Annotated in this window: 18 protein-coding genes and 1 riboswitch; of the genes, 1 reads left to right on the forward strand and 17 read right to left on the reverse strand. The window is 49.3% G+C overall.

What is annotated here, in order from left to right:
* Positions 1 to 39 precede the first annotated feature (39 nt).
* The 6 genes from H9Q78_RS03325 to purH all read right to left on the reverse strand — a co-directional run bounded on the left by H9Q78_RS03325 (position 40) and on the right by purH (position 7,083).
* Positions 40 to 2,049, reverse strand: coding sequence for an ABC transporter permease (locus tag H9Q78_RS03325; RefSeq protein ID WP_249303588.1), 2,010 nt, complete (start codon positions 2,047 to 2,049; stop codon positions 40 to 42).
* Positions 2,042 to 2,809 carry an ABC transporter ATP-binding protein gene (locus H9Q78_RS03330; protein WP_249303589.1) on the reverse strand — a complete coding sequence of 256 codons (768 nt, stop codon included), beginning with the start codon at positions 2,807 to 2,809 and terminating at the stop codon, positions 2,042 to 2,044. Before H9Q78_RS03330 ends, H9Q78_RS03325 begins: the two co-directional genes overlap by 8 nt.
* Before the next feature lie 132 nt (positions 2,810 to 2,941).
* Entirely contained in the window at positions 2,942 to 3,931 is a 990-nt protein-coding gene (locus H9Q78_RS03335; protein ID WP_330595225.1) for a sensor histidine kinase, read from the reverse strand.
* A gap of 24 nt (positions 3,932 to 3,955) precedes the next feature.
* A complete protein-coding gene (locus tag H9Q78_RS03340) occupies positions 3,956 to 4,627 on the reverse strand; it encodes a response regulator transcription factor (protein WP_249303591.1) in 672 nt (223 codons plus the stop codon).
* A gap of 317 nt (positions 4,628 to 4,944) precedes the next feature.
* The gene (locus H9Q78_RS03345; protein WP_249303593.1) at positions 4,945 to 5,127 is read right to left on the reverse strand and encodes a hypothetical protein; all 183 of its coding nucleotides are present in this window, start codon (positions 5,125 to 5,127) and stop codon (positions 4,945 to 4,947) included.
* 405 nt (positions 5,128 to 5,532) lie between these two features.
* Positions 5,533 to 7,083, reverse strand: a complete 1,551-nt coding sequence (gene purH / locus H9Q78_RS03350; RefSeq protein ID WP_330595226.1) for a bifunctional phosphoribosylaminoimidazolecarboxamide formyltransferase/IMP cyclohydrolase — start codon at positions 7,081 to 7,083, stop codon at positions 5,533 to 5,535.
* Between the two features lie 52 nt (positions 7,084 to 7,135).
* Positions 7,136 to 7,218: riboswitch (ZMP/ZTP riboswitch) on the reverse strand.
* Positions 7,219 to 7,387: 169 nt separating this feature from the next.
* Between purH and H9Q78_RS03355 the strand changes: the two genes are divergently transcribed.
* Positions 7,388 to 8,413, forward strand: coding sequence for an aldo/keto reductase (locus H9Q78_RS03355; RefSeq protein ID WP_249303595.1), 1,026 nt, complete (start codon positions 7,388 to 7,390; stop codon positions 8,411 to 8,413).
* A gap of 99 nt (positions 8,414 to 8,512) precedes the next feature.
* Here the strand turns inward: H9Q78_RS03355 and H9Q78_RS03360 are convergent, their stop codons facing one another.
* The 11 genes from H9Q78_RS03360 to H9Q78_RS03410 form a co-directional block, all read right to left on the reverse strand.
* Positions 8,513 to 9,067, reverse strand: a complete 555-nt coding sequence (locus tag H9Q78_RS03360) for a putative ABC transporter permease (RefSeq protein ID WP_249303596.1) — start codon at positions 9,065 to 9,067, stop codon at positions 8,513 to 8,515.
* 34 nt (positions 9,068 to 9,101) lie between these two features.
* A complete protein-coding gene (locus H9Q78_RS03365; protein ID WP_249303597.1) occupies positions 9,102 to 10,232 on the reverse strand; it encodes a metallophosphoesterase in 1,131 nt (376 codons plus the stop codon).
* Between the two features lie 176 nt (positions 10,233 to 10,408).
* On the reverse strand, positions 10,409 to 11,161 hold the full coding sequence (locus tag H9Q78_RS03370; protein WP_249303598.1) for an aminotransferase class IV: 753 nt from the start codon (positions 11,159 to 11,161) through the stop codon (positions 10,409 to 10,411).
* 51 nt (positions 11,162 to 11,212) lie between these two features.
* Positions 11,213 to 12,565: an aminodeoxychorismate synthase component I gene (gene pabB, locus H9Q78_RS03375; protein WP_249303599.1), complete on the reverse strand. Its 1,353-nt coding sequence runs from the start codon at positions 12,563 to 12,565 to the stop codon at positions 11,213 to 11,215.
* Positions 12,531 to 13,172 carry an anthranilate synthase component II gene (locus tag H9Q78_RS03380; RefSeq protein WP_249303600.1) on the reverse strand — a complete coding sequence of 214 codons (642 nt, stop codon included), beginning with the start codon at positions 13,170 to 13,172 and terminating at the stop codon, positions 12,531 to 12,533. Before H9Q78_RS03380 ends, pabB begins: the two co-directional genes overlap by 35 nt.
* Positions 13,163 to 13,561 (reverse strand): hypothetical protein, encoded by a 399-nt coding sequence (locus H9Q78_RS03385; protein WP_249303601.1) that lies wholly within the window; start codon positions 13,559 to 13,561, stop codon positions 13,163 to 13,165. The genes H9Q78_RS03380 and H9Q78_RS03385 overlap by 10 nt, the downstream gene beginning before the upstream one ends.
* A 562-nt stretch (positions 13,562 to 14,123) precedes the next feature.
* Positions 14,124 to 14,849: an amino acid ABC transporter ATP-binding protein gene (locus H9Q78_RS03390; RefSeq protein WP_147595516.1), complete on the reverse strand. Its 726-nt coding sequence runs from the start codon at positions 14,847 to 14,849 to the stop codon at positions 14,124 to 14,126.
* Positions 14,836 to 15,546, reverse strand: a complete 711-nt coding sequence (locus tag H9Q78_RS03395; RefSeq protein WP_330595227.1) for an amino acid ABC transporter permease — start codon at positions 15,544 to 15,546, stop codon at positions 14,836 to 14,838. Before H9Q78_RS03395 ends, H9Q78_RS03390 begins: the two co-directional genes overlap by 14 nt.
* A 14-nt stretch (positions 15,547 to 15,560) precedes the next feature.
* Complete coding sequence (locus tag H9Q78_RS03400; protein WP_249303602.1) at positions 15,561 to 16,403, reverse strand: ABC transporter substrate-binding protein; 843 nt, start codon at positions 16,401 to 16,403, stop codon at positions 15,561 to 15,563.
* 68 nt (positions 16,404 to 16,471) lie between these two features.
* Entirely contained in the window at positions 16,472 to 17,860 is a 1,389-nt protein-coding gene (locus H9Q78_RS03405; protein ID WP_249303603.1) for a glycine--tRNA ligase, read from the reverse strand.
* A 52-nt stretch (positions 17,861 to 17,912) separates the two neighbouring features.
* Positions 17,913 to 18,554, reverse strand: a complete 642-nt coding sequence (locus tag H9Q78_RS03410; RefSeq protein WP_249303604.1) for a hypothetical protein — start codon at positions 18,552 to 18,554, stop codon at positions 17,913 to 17,915.
* Positions 18,555 to 18,600 lie beyond the last annotated feature (46 nt).

Raw genomic sequence — 18,600 nt, forward strand, 5'->3', positions numbered from 1 at the left:
AAGAACCTTATGCAAAAAGATTTATGCCTTTATACCGGGTCAGCTGACGATCTTATAATAGGCCTTCGCCGTCAGCTGGTAAACAGCCAGGTAAAACACGGCGAAGACGGCAAAACTTCCGGCCATGCACAGGGCGAACAAACGGATATCCGTCATCTGGAAAATAGCGAGCACTCTGGTAATGAAAGGAAAAGCAAAGGCAACATGTATTCCCGCTCCTAACAGCGGCAGAAAGAATACGGTCAGCACCTGGGAGTGGATGGATCGTTTGATCTCCCCATATCCCATTCCGACCTTTTTCATGATGGCAAAGCGGGCTTTGTCGTCATAGCCTTCGGAAATCTGCTTATAATAAATGATCAGGATCGTAGCCATGATAAACAGGCTTCCCAGGAAGATTCCGATAAAAAACAGCCCGCCAAACATACCCGTATCACTTTTCCTCTGACTGGACCGGCAGTCAATGGAAACATTCAGAACTCCTTCTCCCGGATCCGAGGGAGCTGTCATCCTGTCCATGAGTCTCTGATAAAAGGCTATCTGCTCCTCATCTCCCACATTCAGGTCAAATCCATAGACTGCCTCTATGGAAGAAGCATTGGCCCCGTAAGCCCCCGACTGGAGCGCGCTCCACTCTTCCAGGGCCCGGCGGTCCTTCACCACCAGAATATAGCTTTTGGACACGTCATTCATGGTCCCGGTCCCTGCCAGAAATTCTCCCGCCTGCTCTTTGATCCTATACTCTTTATCAAAGATGCGGACGGCTTCTTTTTTATATTCGCCGGTCTTGTCACAGAACAGGATTTCATTCTCCTTAAGGCTTTGATCCTTTCCGGTCATCTTGTTGTAATCCTCCAGCGTCACCACATAGAGCTCCCGCAGATTGTCGATTTCAAAAACAGAGCCGGAGCCGGTATCCGTTTCAAAATGATCCTCTTTTTCCAGGGCCGCAAAGCTCAGAAATGCGAAGGATAATTCCTGATCCGCAGAAAGACCAGTTTCCGATAAAACCGACCTGGTACGGTCTTTGACGGCTTCCACAGACTGCTCTGAATAATCCTTTGTGGTGATCATAATACTTCTGGGATACCGCTCCTCTAACATATCATTCATCCCTGAATAAAGACAGAGGGAAGAGGACACCATTACTAACACCATTGTGGATAAAATACAGATGTTGGCAAGCCCCACCGCATTTTGCTTCATACGATACAACATCCCGGAGACCGATATAAAATGATTCGGCTTATAATAATAGCTCTTCTTCCGCCTCAGGAGCTTTAAAAGCGCCACGCTTCCTGCCGTGAAAAGACAGTATGTCCCTACGATCACCAGGAAAACGGCTATGAAGAAAAAGGATACCGCCGCCAGCGGGTTCTCAATGGATACCGCCATGTAATAGCCGGCGCCCAAGCACAGTACGCCGAGTGCGGCCATAAACCACCGTGTCTTCGGCTCTTTCTCACCCGCCTGTCCTTCCCGTAAAAGTTCCATCGGACTCTTAAACTGTATCTGTCTTATACTGTTCAGAAAGATCAGCAAAAAAATGCCGAGAAACAAAAGACAGGTATCCAAAAATACCTTTTTGGAAAATACAAACTGCAGCGCGCCCTCAATGTGAAAAATATGGAGAATCAAAAGAAACATGAGCTTGTTCAGAACGGCGCCGGTGATCAGGCCAAGAAAAAGGCTCAGGAACGCGACATCCACCGTCTCACAAAAAATCACCTTTCCCAAATGGCGCTTTTCCATTCCAAGGATATTATAAAGCCCGAATTCCTTCTTTCTTCTTTTCATCAGGAAGCTGTTGGTATAGAACAGAAAGATCAGAGCAAAAAAACCGGTCACTCTGGTTGCCATTCCCAGGGTATACCGGACTGTACCGCTTCCCAGCACGTCATCGAGCCCCGGATTTTCTGCCAGCGAATGAATCATAAAAAACATCGCCGTAGTCAGGATACAGGTCAGGATATAGGGGACATATGTCCTGCTGTTTTTCTGAATATTGGTGGCAGCCAGCTTCGGATACATCAGGATTCCTTTACTCATGACGATCACCGCCCGTCGCTATCATCGTGAGAGTATCGGAAATCTTCTGATACAAGCTCTCCGAGGTATCTCTCCCTTTGTATATCTGATGGAATACTTCCCCATCTTTTATGAACAGCACTCTTTTTGCTTTACTGGCCGCTTTGACGCTGTGAGTCACCATCAAAATCGTCTGACCGCAGTCATTGAGCACGCCGAACAGCTCCAAAAGGCTTTCTGTGGAGCGGGAGTCCAGCGCGCCTGTGGGCTCATCTGCCAAAATCAACTGAGGACTGGTTATAATGGCTCTGGCCACCGCCGCCCTCTGCTTCTGTCCGCCGGATACCTCATAGGGAAATTGGGTCAGGATATCCTGAATGCCAAGTCTGGGGGCAATGCCGGAAAGCTTCCGGTCCATTTCTTCATATTTTCTGCCTGATAATACAAGGGGCAAAAAGATATTGTCCCGTATGGAGAAATTATCCAGCAGATTGAAATCCTGGAACACGAAGCCCAAATTATCCCGGCGAAACGCCGCCAGCTCCCGTTCCGGGATCTTAGTCACGTCCTTTCCATTTAAATATACCTCTCCGCCCGTGGGCTTATCCAGGGCCGCAAGGATATTTAGCAATGTTGTCTTACCGGAGCCCGACTCTCCCATGATCGCCGTATATTCTCCCTTTTCCACGGAAAAATTCACATTAGAAAGAGCCTGTACCTGGCTTCCGCCAAATCTGGTAGTATAAATTTTTTTCAAATGTCTTACATCCAGCATAGCCATTTGTCTTGCCTCCTTTATCTGCTTCAACTAAGATCTACGGCATTATTATAGTAAAAAGAAAAAGGAGCTGCCATTTCTTTGGCTTACAATTCCTCCGGCCAGGCTTACAAAATTGAAAGGTAAGATCTCCATTTATTCCAATCGGATATCCAAAGAATCCAGCCCAAGGCGAACTTGGGTCCCTCTGCCCGGTTCTGAAGTGATATTGAGTGTATGGGACAGCTTATACAGAATCTCCCGGCATAGATACAGGCCGATGCCTGTTGCCGCCTTATCCGTCCGTCCATTATACCCGGTAAAGCCTCGTTCACAGATACGGGGCAGATCTTCCGGAGCAATTCCAATCCCTGTATCTTCAATGATCAGTGTTTTCGGCTGTTCCATATAGATGGTTATCTTCCCTTTATTCGTATATTTTAGCGCATTGGAAAGAATCTGCTCAATCGCAAAAGACAGCCATTTCTCATCCGTCAGCACCGTACAGTCCACATCCCGAAGCTCCAGGCCGATTTTCTTCCGAATGAAAAGAGGCGCATATTTTCTAACGGAATGGCGCACGATCGGTTCCAGAGAATACCGGCGAATAACAAAATCTGTGCTGTCACCATAAAGCCTCAGATAAGAAAGCACCATTCCCACATACTGCTCCACTTTGAAAAGCTCGGAAAGCAGCTCTCTGTCATGGGCAGAATCCTCCGAAAGAAGCAGCCTCATGGCCGCGATGGGAGTTTTTATCTGGTGGGCCCACATGGTATAATAATCCACCATCTCCTGTCTGGCCTGCTGCTCCTTATCTTCAATCCGCATCCTTTCTTCACGCTCTCGTTTTAAAAGCTCCTGATAGTCGGATTCCAAAAGTGACTGGGGCTCCGGCAGGTTTTCTCCGTCTACCAGGACTGTTTTTCTCAAAAGTTTCAGGCGGCTGTGCCTGCCCGCGTACCGGATAAAGTCCCATGCCCACAGGACCAGCCCTGCACAAAAGCACAGCAGAACACCGTATGCTACCGCGGCAAGCGGAAGCTGTTCCAGATAAAAAATGAGCAAAAAAATTCCCGAACACACAGAAAGCAGAAACAATCCCTTCCAATGGTCCTTTAGGTAGGATACCGCCAATCTTGTCATCTTCCCCATTCTCCTCCCTATGATTTACTTAACCATATAGCCAATTCCTTTTTTCGTGGAGATAAATTCCTCCAAACCGGCTTCCGAGAGCTTCTTCCTGAGCCTGGTGACATTCACCGTCAGCGTATTGTCATCCACATAAGAATCGGTTTCCCACAGCCGGTTCATAAGCATATCCCGGCTGACGATCTTTCCTTTGTTCTCCAGCAAAGTTTTCAATATCCGGTATTCATTCTTGGAAAGTTCTATCCGCTGCCCTTCATAAATGAGGACCGCCGCATCCATATCCAATATCGCTCCCCTGTGCTGCAGAAGCTCCGCCTGCTTCCCGAAATCATAGGTCCTCCGAAGCACCGCCTGTACCTTCGCTGTCAGCACCTCCAGGCTGAAAGGCTTTATCACAAAATCGTCGCCCCCCATATTCATGGCCATGACGATGTTCATATTGTCCGAGGCCGAGGAAATATAGACAATGGGCACCTTAGAAACCTTCCGGATCTCGCTGCACCAATGATAGCCATTGAAAAACGGGAGGCCGATATCCAAAAGAACGAGATGGGGCTTATAAGATAAAAATTCCTCCAGAACCTTCCGGAAATCCTGAACGCATGCCGCTTCCATCCCCCAGGCCTCCATATGCTTTTTCACCGACGACGCTATCACAGAATCATCTTCTACGATCAGCACACGATACATGACAACCTCCCATTGTGCACAATTATTTTTCATCACAGGCTATTATAGCATAAACCTGTGCAATATTTCACTTGTATAATGCAATCTGCGAAATTATACCTTGCCGCACGAAGTGCGCCTGCCCGGAGGGTATAAATTAAGGGATGCCCTAGAGTATGATACAAAACACTTTTTGGAATCATTCTTAGTAAGCTCCGGCCAAGCCCCAGTTAGACACCGGCAGAAGTTCCGGACCGTCACGATTTCGGTTCGCTGGCGATGCAGGGGCCGCTTTATCCCCGCTCCGGGAGTACCGCTCACATGTCGACGGGAAATCTTTATGATTTCCCGTCTCCGGTTCGCTCAGAAACGGAATCGGTATTTTTCGTTTCTGCCTCCATCCGCCTGGGGAACACCGGCCGCTGCCCTGCGGCGCTCACCTTTAGGCCGGCCCGGAATCTTTCTGCCGGTATCCTGCCTGCCGCACCATTCTGGCAGCAATGGAAGGTTCTGATTTCCAAAAGTATCCAGATCAGAACCAACAGCCCGCGCGCGCACCGCAGCGGGCTGCAGTGTCCGCTCCAATGGTTTTCAAAACACGCGGAAGCCTTATCCCGGTGCGGAAAGAGGCGCAGGAGGAATGATTCGATTCCATCGTAAGGCGAGCGCCGCAAAGGCGTTAGCAGAATTTTTCCAGACGCAGGGAGGCAAAAATCGCATATCATACGGATTTTTGTTGGAATCTGACATGGAAAAATTAAGGTTTATCCATGTCAGTTGGAAAGGACCGACTGGATGGGATCGGATTTCCTCAAACAGCGAATTGAAATTTTTTATTTTGAAAAGAAGTAACTATACAGCGAGAACTACAAAGACCCCGCGGCCTTCCGGCCTCCGGGGTCTTTCATTTTCCTATTCTTCCGGCATCAATGACGGAAATGTCTCATACCGGTAAATACCATTGCTATGCCATATTCGTTGCATTTGTCGATGGACAGCTGGTCGCGCATCGCTCCACCGGGCTGGATGATGGCTGTAATACCAGCTTCGTGAGCCGCTTCCACACAATCGGGGAAGGGGAAGAACGCATCGGAAGCCATGACCGCCCCCTTCGTCGCATCCGGTCCAATCAGCTCTCCGGCATGCTCCACAGACTGCTTGGTCGCCCAGATCCTGTTCACCTGTCCAGGCCCAATGCCTACGGACTGTTTATTCTTTGCCAGCGCAATGCCGTTGGATTTCACGTACTTCACCATCTTCCAGGCGAACATCATGTCTTCCATTTCCTGATCGGAAGGCTGCCTGTCCGTCACCACCTTAAGCTCATCGCCGATCAGCTTGTTGTCGATGCCCTGGACGATCAGACCGCCGTTCACTTTCTTTAAGTCGAGAGCCGTTTCCCTCTGCATGGCCGTGATATCAGGCAGTCTTAATACGCGTACATTTTTCTTCTCACAGAGAATATCCAACGCTTCTTTTTCATAGGAAGGAGCGATGATGACCTCCAGGAAGACCTCCGCCATCTTTTTCGCCATGGGCGCCGTGACTTCTCTGTTGATCGCCACAATCCCGCCGAAAATAGATACGTTGTCTGCCGCATAAGCCTTGTCCCATGCTTCCTCAATGGTAGCTGCGCTGCCTACGCCGCAGGGATTTCCGTGTTTGCTGGCCACTACGGTCGGCTCGTCATATTCCTTGCAGAGCTCCAATGCTCCGTTAGCATCATTGATATTATTAAAGGAAAGCTCTTTGCCGTTTAACTGCTCCGCCATATCCAGCGTGCCCTTTTTCTTGCCTACTTCCCGGTAGAATGCGGCCTTCTGATGGGGATTCTCCCCATACCGCATATCCTGTACCTTTTCAAAGGTCATGGTCAGCGTCTCGGGCAGATCATAATCTTTCCGCTCTGCTTTCAGATAATCGGCTATCATGGTGTCATAGTTGGAGGTATGCATGAACACCTTCTGCATCAGATAGAACTTGGTATCCAGGGATACCTTTCCATCCTCTTTCATCTCCTTAAGCACTGTCTCATAATCCCTGGGATCCACGATCACCGCCACATCCTGGTAATTCTTCGCAGCCGCGCGGAGCATCGTAGGACCGCCTATGTCGATATTTTCCACCGCGTCTGCACGAGTCACGTCATCCTTCATGATAGTAGCTTTGAAAGGATACAGGTTCACGATGACCATGTCGATCGGCTGAATTCCCAGCTCCTTAAGCTGTTTCATATGAGACGGATTGGAACGCATGGCCAAAAGGCCTGCATGTACGATCGGATGGAGGGTCTTCACACGCCCGTCCAGGCACTCCGGAAATCCAGTCAGCTCGGATACCTCGATGGCCTTTACTCCCTCGTCCGTAAGTTTTTTGTAAGTTCCGCCTGTAGAGATGATTTCCACTCCCAGCTTTGTGAGTTCCTTTGCCAGTTCCACGATGCCGGTCTTGTCTGATACGCTGATCAACGCTCTCATTTTCATGCTCCTTTCTAAAAAAGAAAAACGCCTGAGTAACCCATAGTATCCTTCAGGCTGCCCAGGCGGTCGGCTCATATATTATCCCGCGCTCCCCGTAGGTACTCCTACTCTCCGCCAGTCGCACGGTCTTGCATTTACACTATGATATTACAATAAAAAAGAAATCTTGACAAGTCCTTTTCTTTGATTTCACGGAAATTTTCCTTTCGGTATTCTTTCCGGCCAGGTTGACATTCCCTCCTTTCCCTACTATACTTCTCTTAATGAGAATGAGTATTTTCTAATGATTGGGAGGTATCGTATGGTTACAGTAACACTTGGAAAAACAGGAATCACTGTCAACAAGAATGGTTTCGGCGCCTTGCCCATCCAGAGGATCTCCAAAGAGGACGCGGCATATCTTCTCCGGAAAGCCTATGACAACGGCATCAACTTTTTTGACACGGCACGTCAGTATTCGGACAGCGAAGAAAAGGTCGGCTATGCCTTCAAGGGAATCCGGGACAAGCTTTATATTTCTACGAAAACTGCGTCCACCACGGTGGAGGGCTTCTGGGACGACTTACATACCAGCCTGAAGAACCTTCAGACCGACTACGTGGATATCCTGCAGTTCCACAACCCGGATTTCTGCCCGAAGCCCGGGGATGGCACTGGGCTTTATGAAGCGATGCTCAAAGCCAAAGAGCAGGGGAAAATCCGGCATATCAGCATCACCAATCACCGGCTTCATGTGGCCATGGAAGCCATAGAGTCCGATCTGTATGATACGCTCCAGTTCCCGTTCTGCTATCTGGCTTCAGAAAAGGACATTGAAATCGTGAACGCCTGCAAAGAGCACAATATGGGCTTTATCGCCATGAAAGCCTTGTCCGGCGGACTGATCACTAATTCTGCCGCCGCATACGCTTTTGAGGCCCAATATGACAACGTACTGCCCATCTGGGGCGTACAGAGGGAAAAGGAGCTGGATGAATTCCTGTCCTATATTGACAACCCTCCTGTGATGACTGAGGATCTGTCCTCCTTCATCGCCAAAGAGCGGGAGACTCTGTCCGGAAGCTTCTGCCGCGGCTGCGGCTACTGTATGCCCACATGTCCGGCCCACATTAAGATAGACGACTGTGCCAGGATGTCTCTGCTTCTGCGCCGTTCTCCTTCAGCCGGCCATCTGACTCCTGAATCACAGGCCATGATGGCAAAGATCGAGGACTGTATCCACTGCGGAAACTGTATGAAGAAATGTCCCTACGGGCTGAACACGCCGGACCTTTTGGCGGAGAACTATAAGGATTACAAAGAAGTGCTTGCAGGAAAACCCTTGTAAAGATCATCGGATATAAAGAAAAACGCTTCCTTTCATTTTGGAAGCGTTTTTCTTTTGCCCTGTACCGCTCATAAACCGAAACCCTATCAGCTGAAAGCTTTACATCCATCGCCTGACCGTGGCGATAAAATCTATTATTATGACGAGTACGATACTCGTGCTGAGTCCATAGAGCATCCGGGCCGGAATCCGCTCCACCATTCCCGCAATCTTCGGATGGATAAAACGCAGGAATAAATATGACAATATTCCAAAGGGAATCAAGGTCTCCAGGCAGACTCTCCCGCTTATATGAAACTGAAACATGGAATAGTCCCACCAAACCGTATGAAATACCGCTTCCAGGACAGCGCCCGTCAAATATTCCAAGACTCCGCATATGGCCATGGAAAGCAGGATGAATCTGACCGGCTTGTTCAGACAGCGCTTCAAAAGCACTCCGAGGCCCACTAGTCCAAAACCATAGATAGGACAATAAGGCCCATACAGGAATCCTCTTTCGCAGTATTCTCCATAGAGGAAGAACATGAACACCACTTCTACGACCCAGCCTATTACGGAATACACAAACAATAGGAGAACTATCCTCCCCGCCCGTACCGATGCTTCTTCTCTCTTTTCCCCGCCCCTCATACTGTCCTCTTCCAAGCTCATTTATGCTCCCTTTCTATCCATTATGGCACACTGCCTATCCCTCAAACCGGACATTAATATGCACGATCTCACTGATACATCCCAGTTTAACCGGCAGCGCCCAGGCTCCGGCCCCGGAGCTGGTTATCACATGATAATCCCCCTCCGTCCGCAGGCCATAATTCATCTCATTAAAGAGTAAGGTAAAAATCTGGCCGGGGAACATCTGGCCTCCATGGGTATGGCCGCATAGCTCCAGATCCACTCCCAGAGAAGCCGCTTCCTTCAGGCAGAAGGGCTGATGGTCCAGAAGTATGACGGGATGTTCGGTGTCCACACCCTCCATGACGCTGTAAATGGACTGCCTGTGTTCTTCCATATCCCTTCGGCCCACAACGGTGATATCCTCCGCGATGACCGCCTTCTCATCCTGAAGGACTGTAATGCCCGCATCTTCAAAATAAGAAGTGTATTCCGATTCCGTATAAATCTCATGATTCCCGGAAATATAATAAACCCCGTATACGGTCTCAAACTTCGAAAGGGCCGTTCTGGCGTACTCCTTCTGACTTTCTGTCGTATTGTGGTCAAAAAAATCTCCGCACAAAAACACCACTTCCGGCTTAAGATCATTGGTCTTTTCCACTAGTTTGTCCAGTTCTGCCTTTCCTACTACAGTTCCAATGTGTGCGTCGGAAATCATGACAACATTCAGGGAATCCAGACTGCACTCTTTCTGAACTGAAATCTCATACTCTGTTATCCGCAGGATCCTGGCATTCGCCGTCCCATAAATGCCGGCCGCCAGCGTCACGATCAGAATAAGAAACGCGCCGCCGTGGCTTTTGTCCAGCCAGGCCGTAACACTATTTTGTTTTCCGCATTTTCGGAATATAAATCGGATGAGATCGGAGATGAGAAACAGTCCCAGGGAATAGGACATGGTGATGATATAGACTGCGCTGACACAGGCGACCGCAGCACTTATCTGCTCCTGCTCAAGCTTAGCAGAAAAAGCGGCAGAAAAAGCCAATACCGCCACAAACACAGTCTGGATAAGAATATATACCCCTATGGGCAGACGCGTCCGCTTCCAAAGCGGATAAAATCGTTTCCATACATAAACGGCGCACAGAAGCGCGGAGGCTCCCAGTGCTACCCAAAGTACATTCAGCCAATATTCCATTTATCTTTCGTCTCCTGTGATTTTAGTAAAAAGGATATCTTACCGCACGAAGTGCGCCTGCCCATAAGACGTGTATTAAGGGATAGCAAGAGGAAATCCGTTTCCATCCGGGCGCTTGCTGGCAGCCGCAGCCAAAATCGAGACGGTCCGAAACTTCTGCCGGTACTAATCTTCTGTCAGATTCTCTCCAACCACTCCATGAGTTTTCTTGTGATGACTCTCTCTTTATAATCATAGCCGGCCAGGTTCCGGACGGGCATAATCCTCATAAGAGAATTGGTCAAAAAAACTTCCTTATAGTGTTTGATATCCTTCGGATAAATGACCGCCTCCTCCGCCATTCCCCGCTCCAGAAGCACCTGTCTCACCACTCCTCTGAGAAGGCCGCAGGACAGTTTCGGAGTCACCACGCGCCCTCCTTCCTCCACGAAAAAGAGATTGGATACCGCACCTTCACAGATTTCCCCGTGCTCATTTAAAAAGATAGGCTCATCAATCCCGCGCTTTCTTGCTTTTCTTTTCTCCCAAATATTGTCACCATAATTTAAGGATTTAAGATAAGTAAAAATCGAGGTGGAATTCCTTCTGACGTAAGAAAAATCTGTCGTAAATCCCTGCTCATACTGCATCCTGGTGTAGATATTCCGCTTTTCCTCCAGGAGGACATTTTTTTCCGATACCGTTATCTTTAAGGCCCCATGGGTGATCGGATGCTCTTCCAGCCACTCATTTACCCGTCTCTCTGTTATTCCGCCTCGGCATTCTGCTCCTCCTTCTTCATTTCTCCTGGGAAGCAGCCGCAGGATCCGCATGGACCTGGAGAGCCTCTGCAGATGCTCTTCCAAAAACTGCGGCCGGTTATTTTCCACCGCGATCGTTTCAAATATCCCCAGCCCATAATAATAACCGTCGTCGGTATCCACCTTCATGTCTCTTCTCTCTTTCCTTCTCTCTATAATCATGCTCTTTTGCCGCTGCTCTCAGAGCCCCAGAGCTTTCACCAGCGCTTTCGCTTTCTGACACGTTTCCTCGTACTCGAACTCCGGCTCTGACTCACAGGTGATCCCCCCTCCTACTCCCAGATAATACCGGCCGTCCCGGTAAACCAGAGTACGTATGACAATATTCAGGTCACAGCATCCGTCCAGCGTGATATATCCCATGGAGCCGGTATACAGGCCGCGTTTTCCCTTTTCCAGCTCATCAATGATCTCCATGGCCCTGATCTTTGGAGCTCCGGTAATGGAGCCTCCGGGAAAAGCCGCCCGTATCAGATCCATTACTCCTTTGCCTTTCTGCAGTCTGCCCGTGACCGTGGACACCAAATGAAATACCGTCGCATATTCCTCAATGGAAAACAGCTCCGGCACCTTCACCGTATAATTTTCACATACACGGCTTAGATCGTTCCGCTCCAAATCCACTATCATCAAAAGCTCGCTCTTGTCCTTGCCGGAATTCTTAAGCTCCTCTCTGAGCCTGTCGTCCTCCAGTTTTGTCTCACCGCGTTTTCTTGTTCCCTTGATAGGCCTCGTCTCTACCCGTCCACGCTCCATCCTGAGGAATCGCTCCGGAGACGCCGAAACAATCTGAAGATCCTGAAACCGGCAGTATCCGCCGAATGGAGAGGGATTTATATCCCTAAGCCTCCGGAACACCTCATAGGGTTCCTTTCCACTCCCGATCGTCAGCTGCCTGGTCAGATTTGCGATATATATATCTCCTTCCACAATATAGCGCTTCATCTGCTCCACGGCGCGCAGATATTCGGCCTTCTCACAGTCCGCCGTTATGTACGCCTTTTCCTTCTCTGTCCCTGAACTCACCGCTTTTGCCGGCTTCGCGATGAGTGCCTCCATTTCTCTTATACCTTCCTCCGCAGGACAGGTGTGGCCTCCGGCTGCCAGGAACAGTTCTTTCGTCTCATGATCTTCAATAAGATAATGGTCAAAGAAACTCCACATAGCCTCTGGAAGCACGTCTTTCTGACCGTCAAAACGGCTTGCCGTCCCTTCCCGTCTTCTCCCATAATCATAAGTAAAATAACCGACAGCTCCGGAAACCATGGGCAGATTCGTTGGGTTTTCCTCCTGGTGCTCGTTCAGATACTGTTCCATATAATCCTCAAAGGTCTCATCCGACGGTTCGCCGTTTATCGACAAGACGCCATCCTGCTTCAAAGTCAAATATGGCTTTCTGCCGATAATAGAAAATCGTCCCAGATCATTTTGTAAAGAAGAGTCCAGAAAAACGATCTGCTCTTCTTCCCGGAAGCACTCCAGGATATCCACAATCGGCTTATACTGCCGCAGTTTTTTCACTATAGTCCGCATGCGGATACCTCCTCCCCTGCTTCCATGCGTCACAAATGCCAATATAATTCTGCAGCAGTTCGTGCCCATATTCCGTAAGGACTGCCTCCGGATGAAACTGCACCCCAAACACTGGCTTTGTGCGGTGGGACATGGCCATAATCACACCGTCCTCGCTCTTCGCGTCTATCTGCAGCATCTCCGGAAATCCTTCCTCTGATACCACGAGAGAATGATATCTCGTCACACGGTAAGTTTCCGGCAGCTCTGAAAAGAGTCCGGTCCCTCTGTTATGCACAAATGATATCTTACCATGCATGGGGCGTCTTCCCTTCTTTACGGTCCCTCCATAGACATGGCCGATTATCTGATGGCCAAGGCAGATTCCCAGGATCGGTACACGTCCGGCAAACTGCTTCACCGCCAGGCAGCATATTCCACAGTCCTCCGGCGTCTTCGGCCCCGGTGAGATCATAATCCCGGAAAGCCTGTCTTTTAAAAGAAGAGACTCAATCTCATCCAAGGTGATCTTGTCATTCCGCACCACGCGGACTTCTCTTCCCAGCTCAGACATATATGTATATAAATTATAAACAAAAGAATCATAATTATCAATCATCAGATACATGATATACTCCTTTCTGGCCGCTGCCAAAAAGCAGCGGGCGGTGTGGGTGCCCTTGGGTATGATACAAAATACTTCTTGGAATCAGACACCGGCAGAAGTTTCGGACCGTCACGATTTCGGTTCGCTGGCAATGCAGGGGCCGCTTTATCCCCGTTCCGGGAGTACCGCTCACATGTCGGCGGGAAATCCGGATGATTTCCCGTCTCCGGTTCGCTCAGAAACGGAATCGGTATTTCCATTTCTGCCTCCCTCCGCCTGGGGAACACCGGCCGCTGCCTTGCGGCTCTCACCTTTAGGCCGGTCCGGAATCTTTCTGCCGGTATCCTGTCTGCCGCACCGTTTCGGACGATTTTCGTTCCGTTGATTCCAGAAAAGGAGTGGATACCCACACGGCCCGCGCGCCTTATGGCAGCGGGCTGCGGTGGCCGCTCCAATGGTTTTCAAAACAATCGGAAGCTTATCTTGGTGCGGGAACAAGAGCAGGAGGAATGATCCGATTCCATCGTAAGGTGAGCGCCGCAAGGGCGTTAGCAGGATCTTCCCGGCCGCAGGAAGGCAAAAATCGCATATCATGCGGATTTTTGTTGGAATCTGACATGGATAAATATCGATTTATCCATGTCAGTTGGAAAGAACCGACTGAAGGCCGTAAAGATCCTGGTTACGGCTGCCAGCGAGCCGCCTGGATGAAATCGGATTTCCTCTTGCCTTGTATATCAGACAAGGAAACCTGTTTGAGAAGTATTCAAAGGTATACCCAAGGGCACCCCCTAATTCATGCCCTCCGGGCAGGCGCACTTCGTGCGGCAAGGTATAAACCAAAAACCGGAAGCAGATATCCGGCTCTCACCGCACATCTGCTTCCGGCAGTATTCTTTTCCTTATTTCCCTCCGACTTTCAAAGCAAAAGGAAATCAAGATAAAGGCACACCTTATTTCTTATTTTAATTTTCAAAGCACCTTAGACAAAAATTCCTGGAGTCTCGCATCCTTTGGATGGGCAAAAAACTCTTCCGGCGTATTCTGTTCCACAATACGGCCTTCGTCCATGAACAGCACCCTGGATCCAACCTCTCTCGCAAATCCCATCTCATGGGTGACCACCACCATCGTCATACCCTCTCTGGCCAGCTGCTTCATAAAATCCAGCACCTCCCGGACCATCTCCGGATCCAGCGCCGATGTGGGCTCATCAAAAAGCATCACGTCAGGATTCATTGCCAGGGAACGAACAATGGCAATCCTCTGTTTCTGCCCGCCGGACAGTTGGGCGGGATACTGCTCCGCCTTTTCCGGAAGGCCGACTCTTTCCAGAAGCTCTCTGGCCTTCTCATCCGCTTCTGCCTGTGTCATCAGGCCAAGCTTTACAGGCGCCAGTGTAATGTTTTTCTGTATGGTCAAGTGGGGGAACAAATTAAAGTGCTGGAATACCATCCCCATCTTCTGCCTTATTTTATTCAGCTCCGCTCCAGAGGCCGCTGTGATGTTCTTTCCCTCAAAGATGACTTCGCCGTCCGTGGGCGTCTCCATCAGATTCAGGCAGCGGAGAAACGTACTTTTCCCGGAGCCGGAGGGGCCGATGATGACCACCTTTTCCCCTTTTTGAATATGTTCATCGATTCCGCAGAGCACCTGCTTGTCTCCAAATGATTTATGAAGATTTTTAACGTCTATCACTCTTTGCCAGCCTCCTTTCAAACATGCTGAGAAGCTTGGTCAAAAGGATGACCACGATCAGATACATGAACGCCGCGATCAGAAGGGGCGTCAGGTAGTCGTAGGTTTTCGCTCCTACGTTCATGGCCGCTTTCGTCACATCCAATACCGCAATGCCTCCAATGATGGCCGTCTCCTTGATCAGCACGATGAACTCATTTCCCAAAGCCGGAAGGATATTTTTTACAGCCTGAGGCATGATGATCGATTTCATGGTCTGCATCTCGCTGAGACCCAGAGAACGTCCAGCCTCCGCCTGCCCTCTGTCCACCGCCTCGATGCCGGCCCGGATGATCTCCGCAACATACGCGCTGGAATTGATTCCGAAACAGATGATACCGGATAGGAATGCCGGAAATCCTCTGACGTTGAATATGATATAATAAATGATCATCATCTGCACATACACGGGAGTCCCGCGGATGATGGTGATATATATGTTGGCGATCCATCCCAAAGGTCTGAAGCTCTTTTTTCTGACCGCCATATATTTTACAACTGCCAGAACCAGGCCGATGACCACTCCCACAAGCACGGCAAAGAAGGAAACGTACAGAGTCGTACCGAAGCCCTTTAAATATGCGATGTATCTATCGTTTTCCAAAAACGCCACGGAAAATTTGGCGCCTGCTTCCGCAAACCAGTTCAAGATACCCAAGGCCGTTCCTCCGTTTACTTCGTGGTGTGGTTGACAATGAATTCCTCAACCTTTCCTTCATCCACCAGCTTCTGGAGCACTTCGTTGATCTGTTCCAAAAGCTCCGTATTTCCTTTTTTAACGGCAATCGCATATCTGTCGGTGAACACTTCCTTATCGAGGACTGCCAGATCGTCGTTTTCCTTCACCATCTCCTCTGCAGGCAGAGCGTCCATGATGATACAGTCAATCTTATCGTTTTTCAGGTCCATGGCGGCTTCCATAAACTTGCCGTACTGCTTCAGATCTTTCGTCCCCAGATCATCCTGGCAGTAAATATCAGCCACAGTACCCGTCTGAACACCCACTACGGTATCGGCCGTCAGATCATCCACAGACGCCACCCTGTTCGCATTTTTATTGACTACGACCACCTGCTTGGACGTCGTATATTCGATGGAAAAATCCATCTGCTTTTCCCGGTCGGGTGAGATGGAAATTCCGGCTGCCGCGAAGTCTACCTTGCCCTGCTGAACTGCCAGAAGCGCTCCGTCAAAGGTCATATTCTGGACCTCCAGCTCTTTTCCCATGGCTTTGGCAATCTCCTGAGCGATGTCCACGTCCACACCCATTACCGTCTCGCCGTCTTCGGTGTACTCATAAGGAGCGAAGCCTGCTTCTGTGGCCATGATCAGCTTTCCGCTGTCTTTGCTCTCACCTTCCGAACCCTCCGCCGCCTTCGTCGTCTCTGTTCCGGCCGCCTTTGTCGTCTCTTTCCCTGCTGCCTTCGTCGTCTCTTTCTTCTCTTCCTTGTTTCCGCAGGCTGCCATGGAGAATACCATCAAACCTGCCAATAAAACTGCTGCTGCTTTTTTCATCTGCTTTTCTCCTCTCATATCATAGTTGGAGCAGGCGCAATCCTTTCTGCTCCTGCTCCAGGTCATCCTTAAAACGTGAATTTATCCTCAAAATACGTTTTCAATTCCGCGATCGGCACACGCACCTGATCCATGGAATCACGGTCACGGACAGTCACGGCATTGTCATTTTCAGAATCAAAGTCATAGGTCACGCAGAACGGCGTGCCAATCTCATCCTGTCTCCTGTAACGCTTGCCGATATTCCCTCTGTCGTCAAATTCACAGTTGTATTTTTTAGAAAGCTCCTCATATACCTTGAAAGCGCCGTCATTCAGCTTTTTGGAAAGCGGAAGGATGCCAATCTTCACAGGCGCGAGAGCCGGATGGAAATGAAGAACCGTGCGGACATCTCCGCCCTCCAAGGTTTCCTCATCATATGCGCTGCATAAAAATGCAAGCGTGACACGATCCGCCCCAAGAGAAGGCTCGATTACATAGGGAATATATTTCTCTTTCTTCTCATCATCAAAATATCCCATGTCCTCTCCGGAAGTATTCTGGTGCTGAGTCAGATCATAATCCGTCCTGTCGGCTATGCCCCAAAGCTCGCCCCATCCGAAGGGGAACAAAAACTCCAGGTCAGTGGTCGCCTTGGAATAGAAGCAGAGTTCTTCCGGAGAATGATCTCTGGCGCGCATCTCCTCTTCTTTCATGCCCAGGGCTTTCAGCCAGTCGATGCAATAAGACTTCCAATAGGAGAACCACTCCAGGTCCGTACCCGGAGCGCAGAAGAATTCCAGCTCCATCTGTTCAAACTCCCTCGTACGAAACGTGAAATTGCCGGGAGTTATTTCATTCCTGAAGGATTTCCCAATCTGGCCTATACCAAAAGGAATCTTCTTTCTGGAGGTACGCTGTACATTTTTAAAATTCACGAAAATGCCCTGCGCTGTCTCCGGTCGGAGATACACCGTATTCTTAGCATCTTCCGTGACCCCCTGGAAGGTCTTGAACATCAGGTTGAACTGGCGGATATCCGTAAAATCTTTCTTGCCGCAGCGAGGACAAACGATATCATGCTCGTCAATATATGTCTTCATCTGTTCCTGTGTCCATCCGTCCACGGAACCTTCTACTGCGATGCCGTTGGCATCCATGTAATCCTCTATCAGCTTATCCGCACGGAAACGCTCTTTGCAGCTTTTACAATCCATGAGCGGATCGCTGAAACCGCCCAGATGGCCGGAAGCAACCCAGGTCTGGGAATTCATCAGAATAGCACAGTCCACACCCACATTGTAGGGGTTTTCCTGGACAAATTTCTGCCACCATGCCCGTTTCACGTTGTTCTTAAGCTCAACGCCGAGATTGCCGTAATCCCAGGTATTGGCCAGACCGCCGTATATCTCCGAACCGGGATATACAAAACCGCGGGATTTGGCCAGGGCCACAATCTTCTCCATCGTCTTTTCCATAAACTCATATCCTCTCTCTATTACATTTTCTGCTCATATCATATCAAAAAAATCATTTAAATACAATAAAGCTGACTCCGGTCCCCAGTGTAGTGACCGTATGATCTCCGTCAATGGTGACGCCTGAACTCGCGAACTGTACTTTTCCTTCGACCTGCATGGTGACGGGCCCTTCTATTTTTACAACATGATATTTGCCGTTTTTCGTCACTCCGTCCAGGGAAACGGATTCTCCCTTGGCATTCTGGAACTCGCCCTCCAGAGTCATCTCCGCCACCGTGGATTTCTCCATCTGTCCGATTCCGCCTTCCATGCCGGCGGTCCCGGTGAATTCCAGATAATCCTTGCAGCTGGCATAATTCAGAAAAAGAGATGCTATTTCATCCTTCACTTCCAGCGACTCCACCGATACCGGGAGGGAAGCGTCTTTATCCTTTTCATCCACATAGGCGGAGGCCTGCGCGCCGTGCTCTTTATTATAAGCCTTCACCGCATCCTCTACATACGTCTTAAGCTCTTCCTCACTGTAATTGCTTCCGGAGAATGTCTCCATATCCGCACTGACGACGGTCCCGTCCTTTTTCACATAGATACTGCTGGATTCCGGTTCGAATTTTATCTTCTTTCCGCACCCGGAAAGAACTGCTGCCACGGCAAGCATCGCTGTCAAAAAGCACGCAATTTTTTTTCTCATGATTTTCCTCCTCATAACAAACTTTTATCATTGTACCTTGTTTCGA

This window comes from Qiania dongpingensis, assembly GCF_014337195.1.
Taxonomy (GTDB): Bacteria; Bacillota; Clostridia; order Lachnospirales; family Lachnospiraceae; genus Lientehia; species Lientehia dongpingensis.

Excerpts from the sequence above, each read along its gene's own strand:
- H9Q78_RS03335 (WP_330595225.1), bottom strand. The coding sequence starts at position 3,931 with ATGACAAGATTGGCGGTATCCTACCTAAAGGACCATTGGAAGGGATTG.
- purH (WP_330595226.1), bottom strand. The coding sequence starts at position 7,083 with ATGAGAGCGTTGATCAGCGTATCAGACAAGACCGGCATCGTGGAACTG.
- H9Q78_RS03365 (WP_249303597.1), bottom strand. The coding sequence starts at position 10,232 with ATGGAATATTGGCTGAATGTACTTTGGGTAGCACTGGGAGCCTCCGCG.
- H9Q78_RS03400 (WP_249303602.1), bottom strand. The coding sequence starts at position 16,403 with ATGAAAAAAGCAGCAGCAGTTTTATTGGCAGGTTTGATGGTATTCTCC.
- H9Q78_RS03380 (WP_249303600.1), bottom strand. The coding sequence starts at position 13,172 with ATGTATCTGATGATTGATAATTATGATTCTTTTGTTTATAATTTATAT.
- H9Q78_RS03325 (WP_249303588.1), bottom strand. The coding sequence starts at position 2,049 with ATGAGTAAAGGAATCCTGATGTATCCGAAGCTGGCTGCCACCAATATT.
- H9Q78_RS03355 (WP_249303595.1), top strand. The coding sequence starts at position 7,388 with ATGGTTACAGTAACACTTGGAAAAACAGGAATCACTGTCAACAAGAAT.
- H9Q78_RS03330 (WP_249303589.1), bottom strand. The coding sequence starts at position 2,809 with ATGGCTATGCTGGATGTAAGACATTTGAAAAAAATTTATACTACCAGA.
- H9Q78_RS03370 (WP_249303598.1), bottom strand. The coding sequence starts at position 11,161 with ATGAAGGTGGATACCGACGACGGTTATTATTATGGGCTGGGGATATTT.
- H9Q78_RS03410 (WP_249303604.1), bottom strand. The coding sequence starts at position 18,554 with ATGAGAAAAAAAATTGCGTGCTTTTTGACAGCGATGCTTGCCGTGGCA.
- pabB (WP_249303599.1), bottom strand. The coding sequence starts at position 12,565 with ATGCGGACTATAGTGAAAAAACTGCGGCAGTATAAGCCGATTGTGGAT.
- H9Q78_RS03360 (WP_249303596.1), bottom strand. The coding sequence starts at position 9,067 with ATGAGCTTGGAAGAGGACAGTATGAGGGGCGGGGAAAAGAGAGAAGAA.
- H9Q78_RS03340 (WP_249303591.1), bottom strand. The coding sequence starts at position 4,627 with ATGTATCGTGTGCTGATCGTAGAAGATGATTCTGTGATAGCGTCGTCG.
- H9Q78_RS03405 (WP_249303603.1), bottom strand. The coding sequence starts at position 17,860 with ATGGAAAAGACGATGGAGAAGATTGTGGCCCTGGCCAAATCCCGCGGT.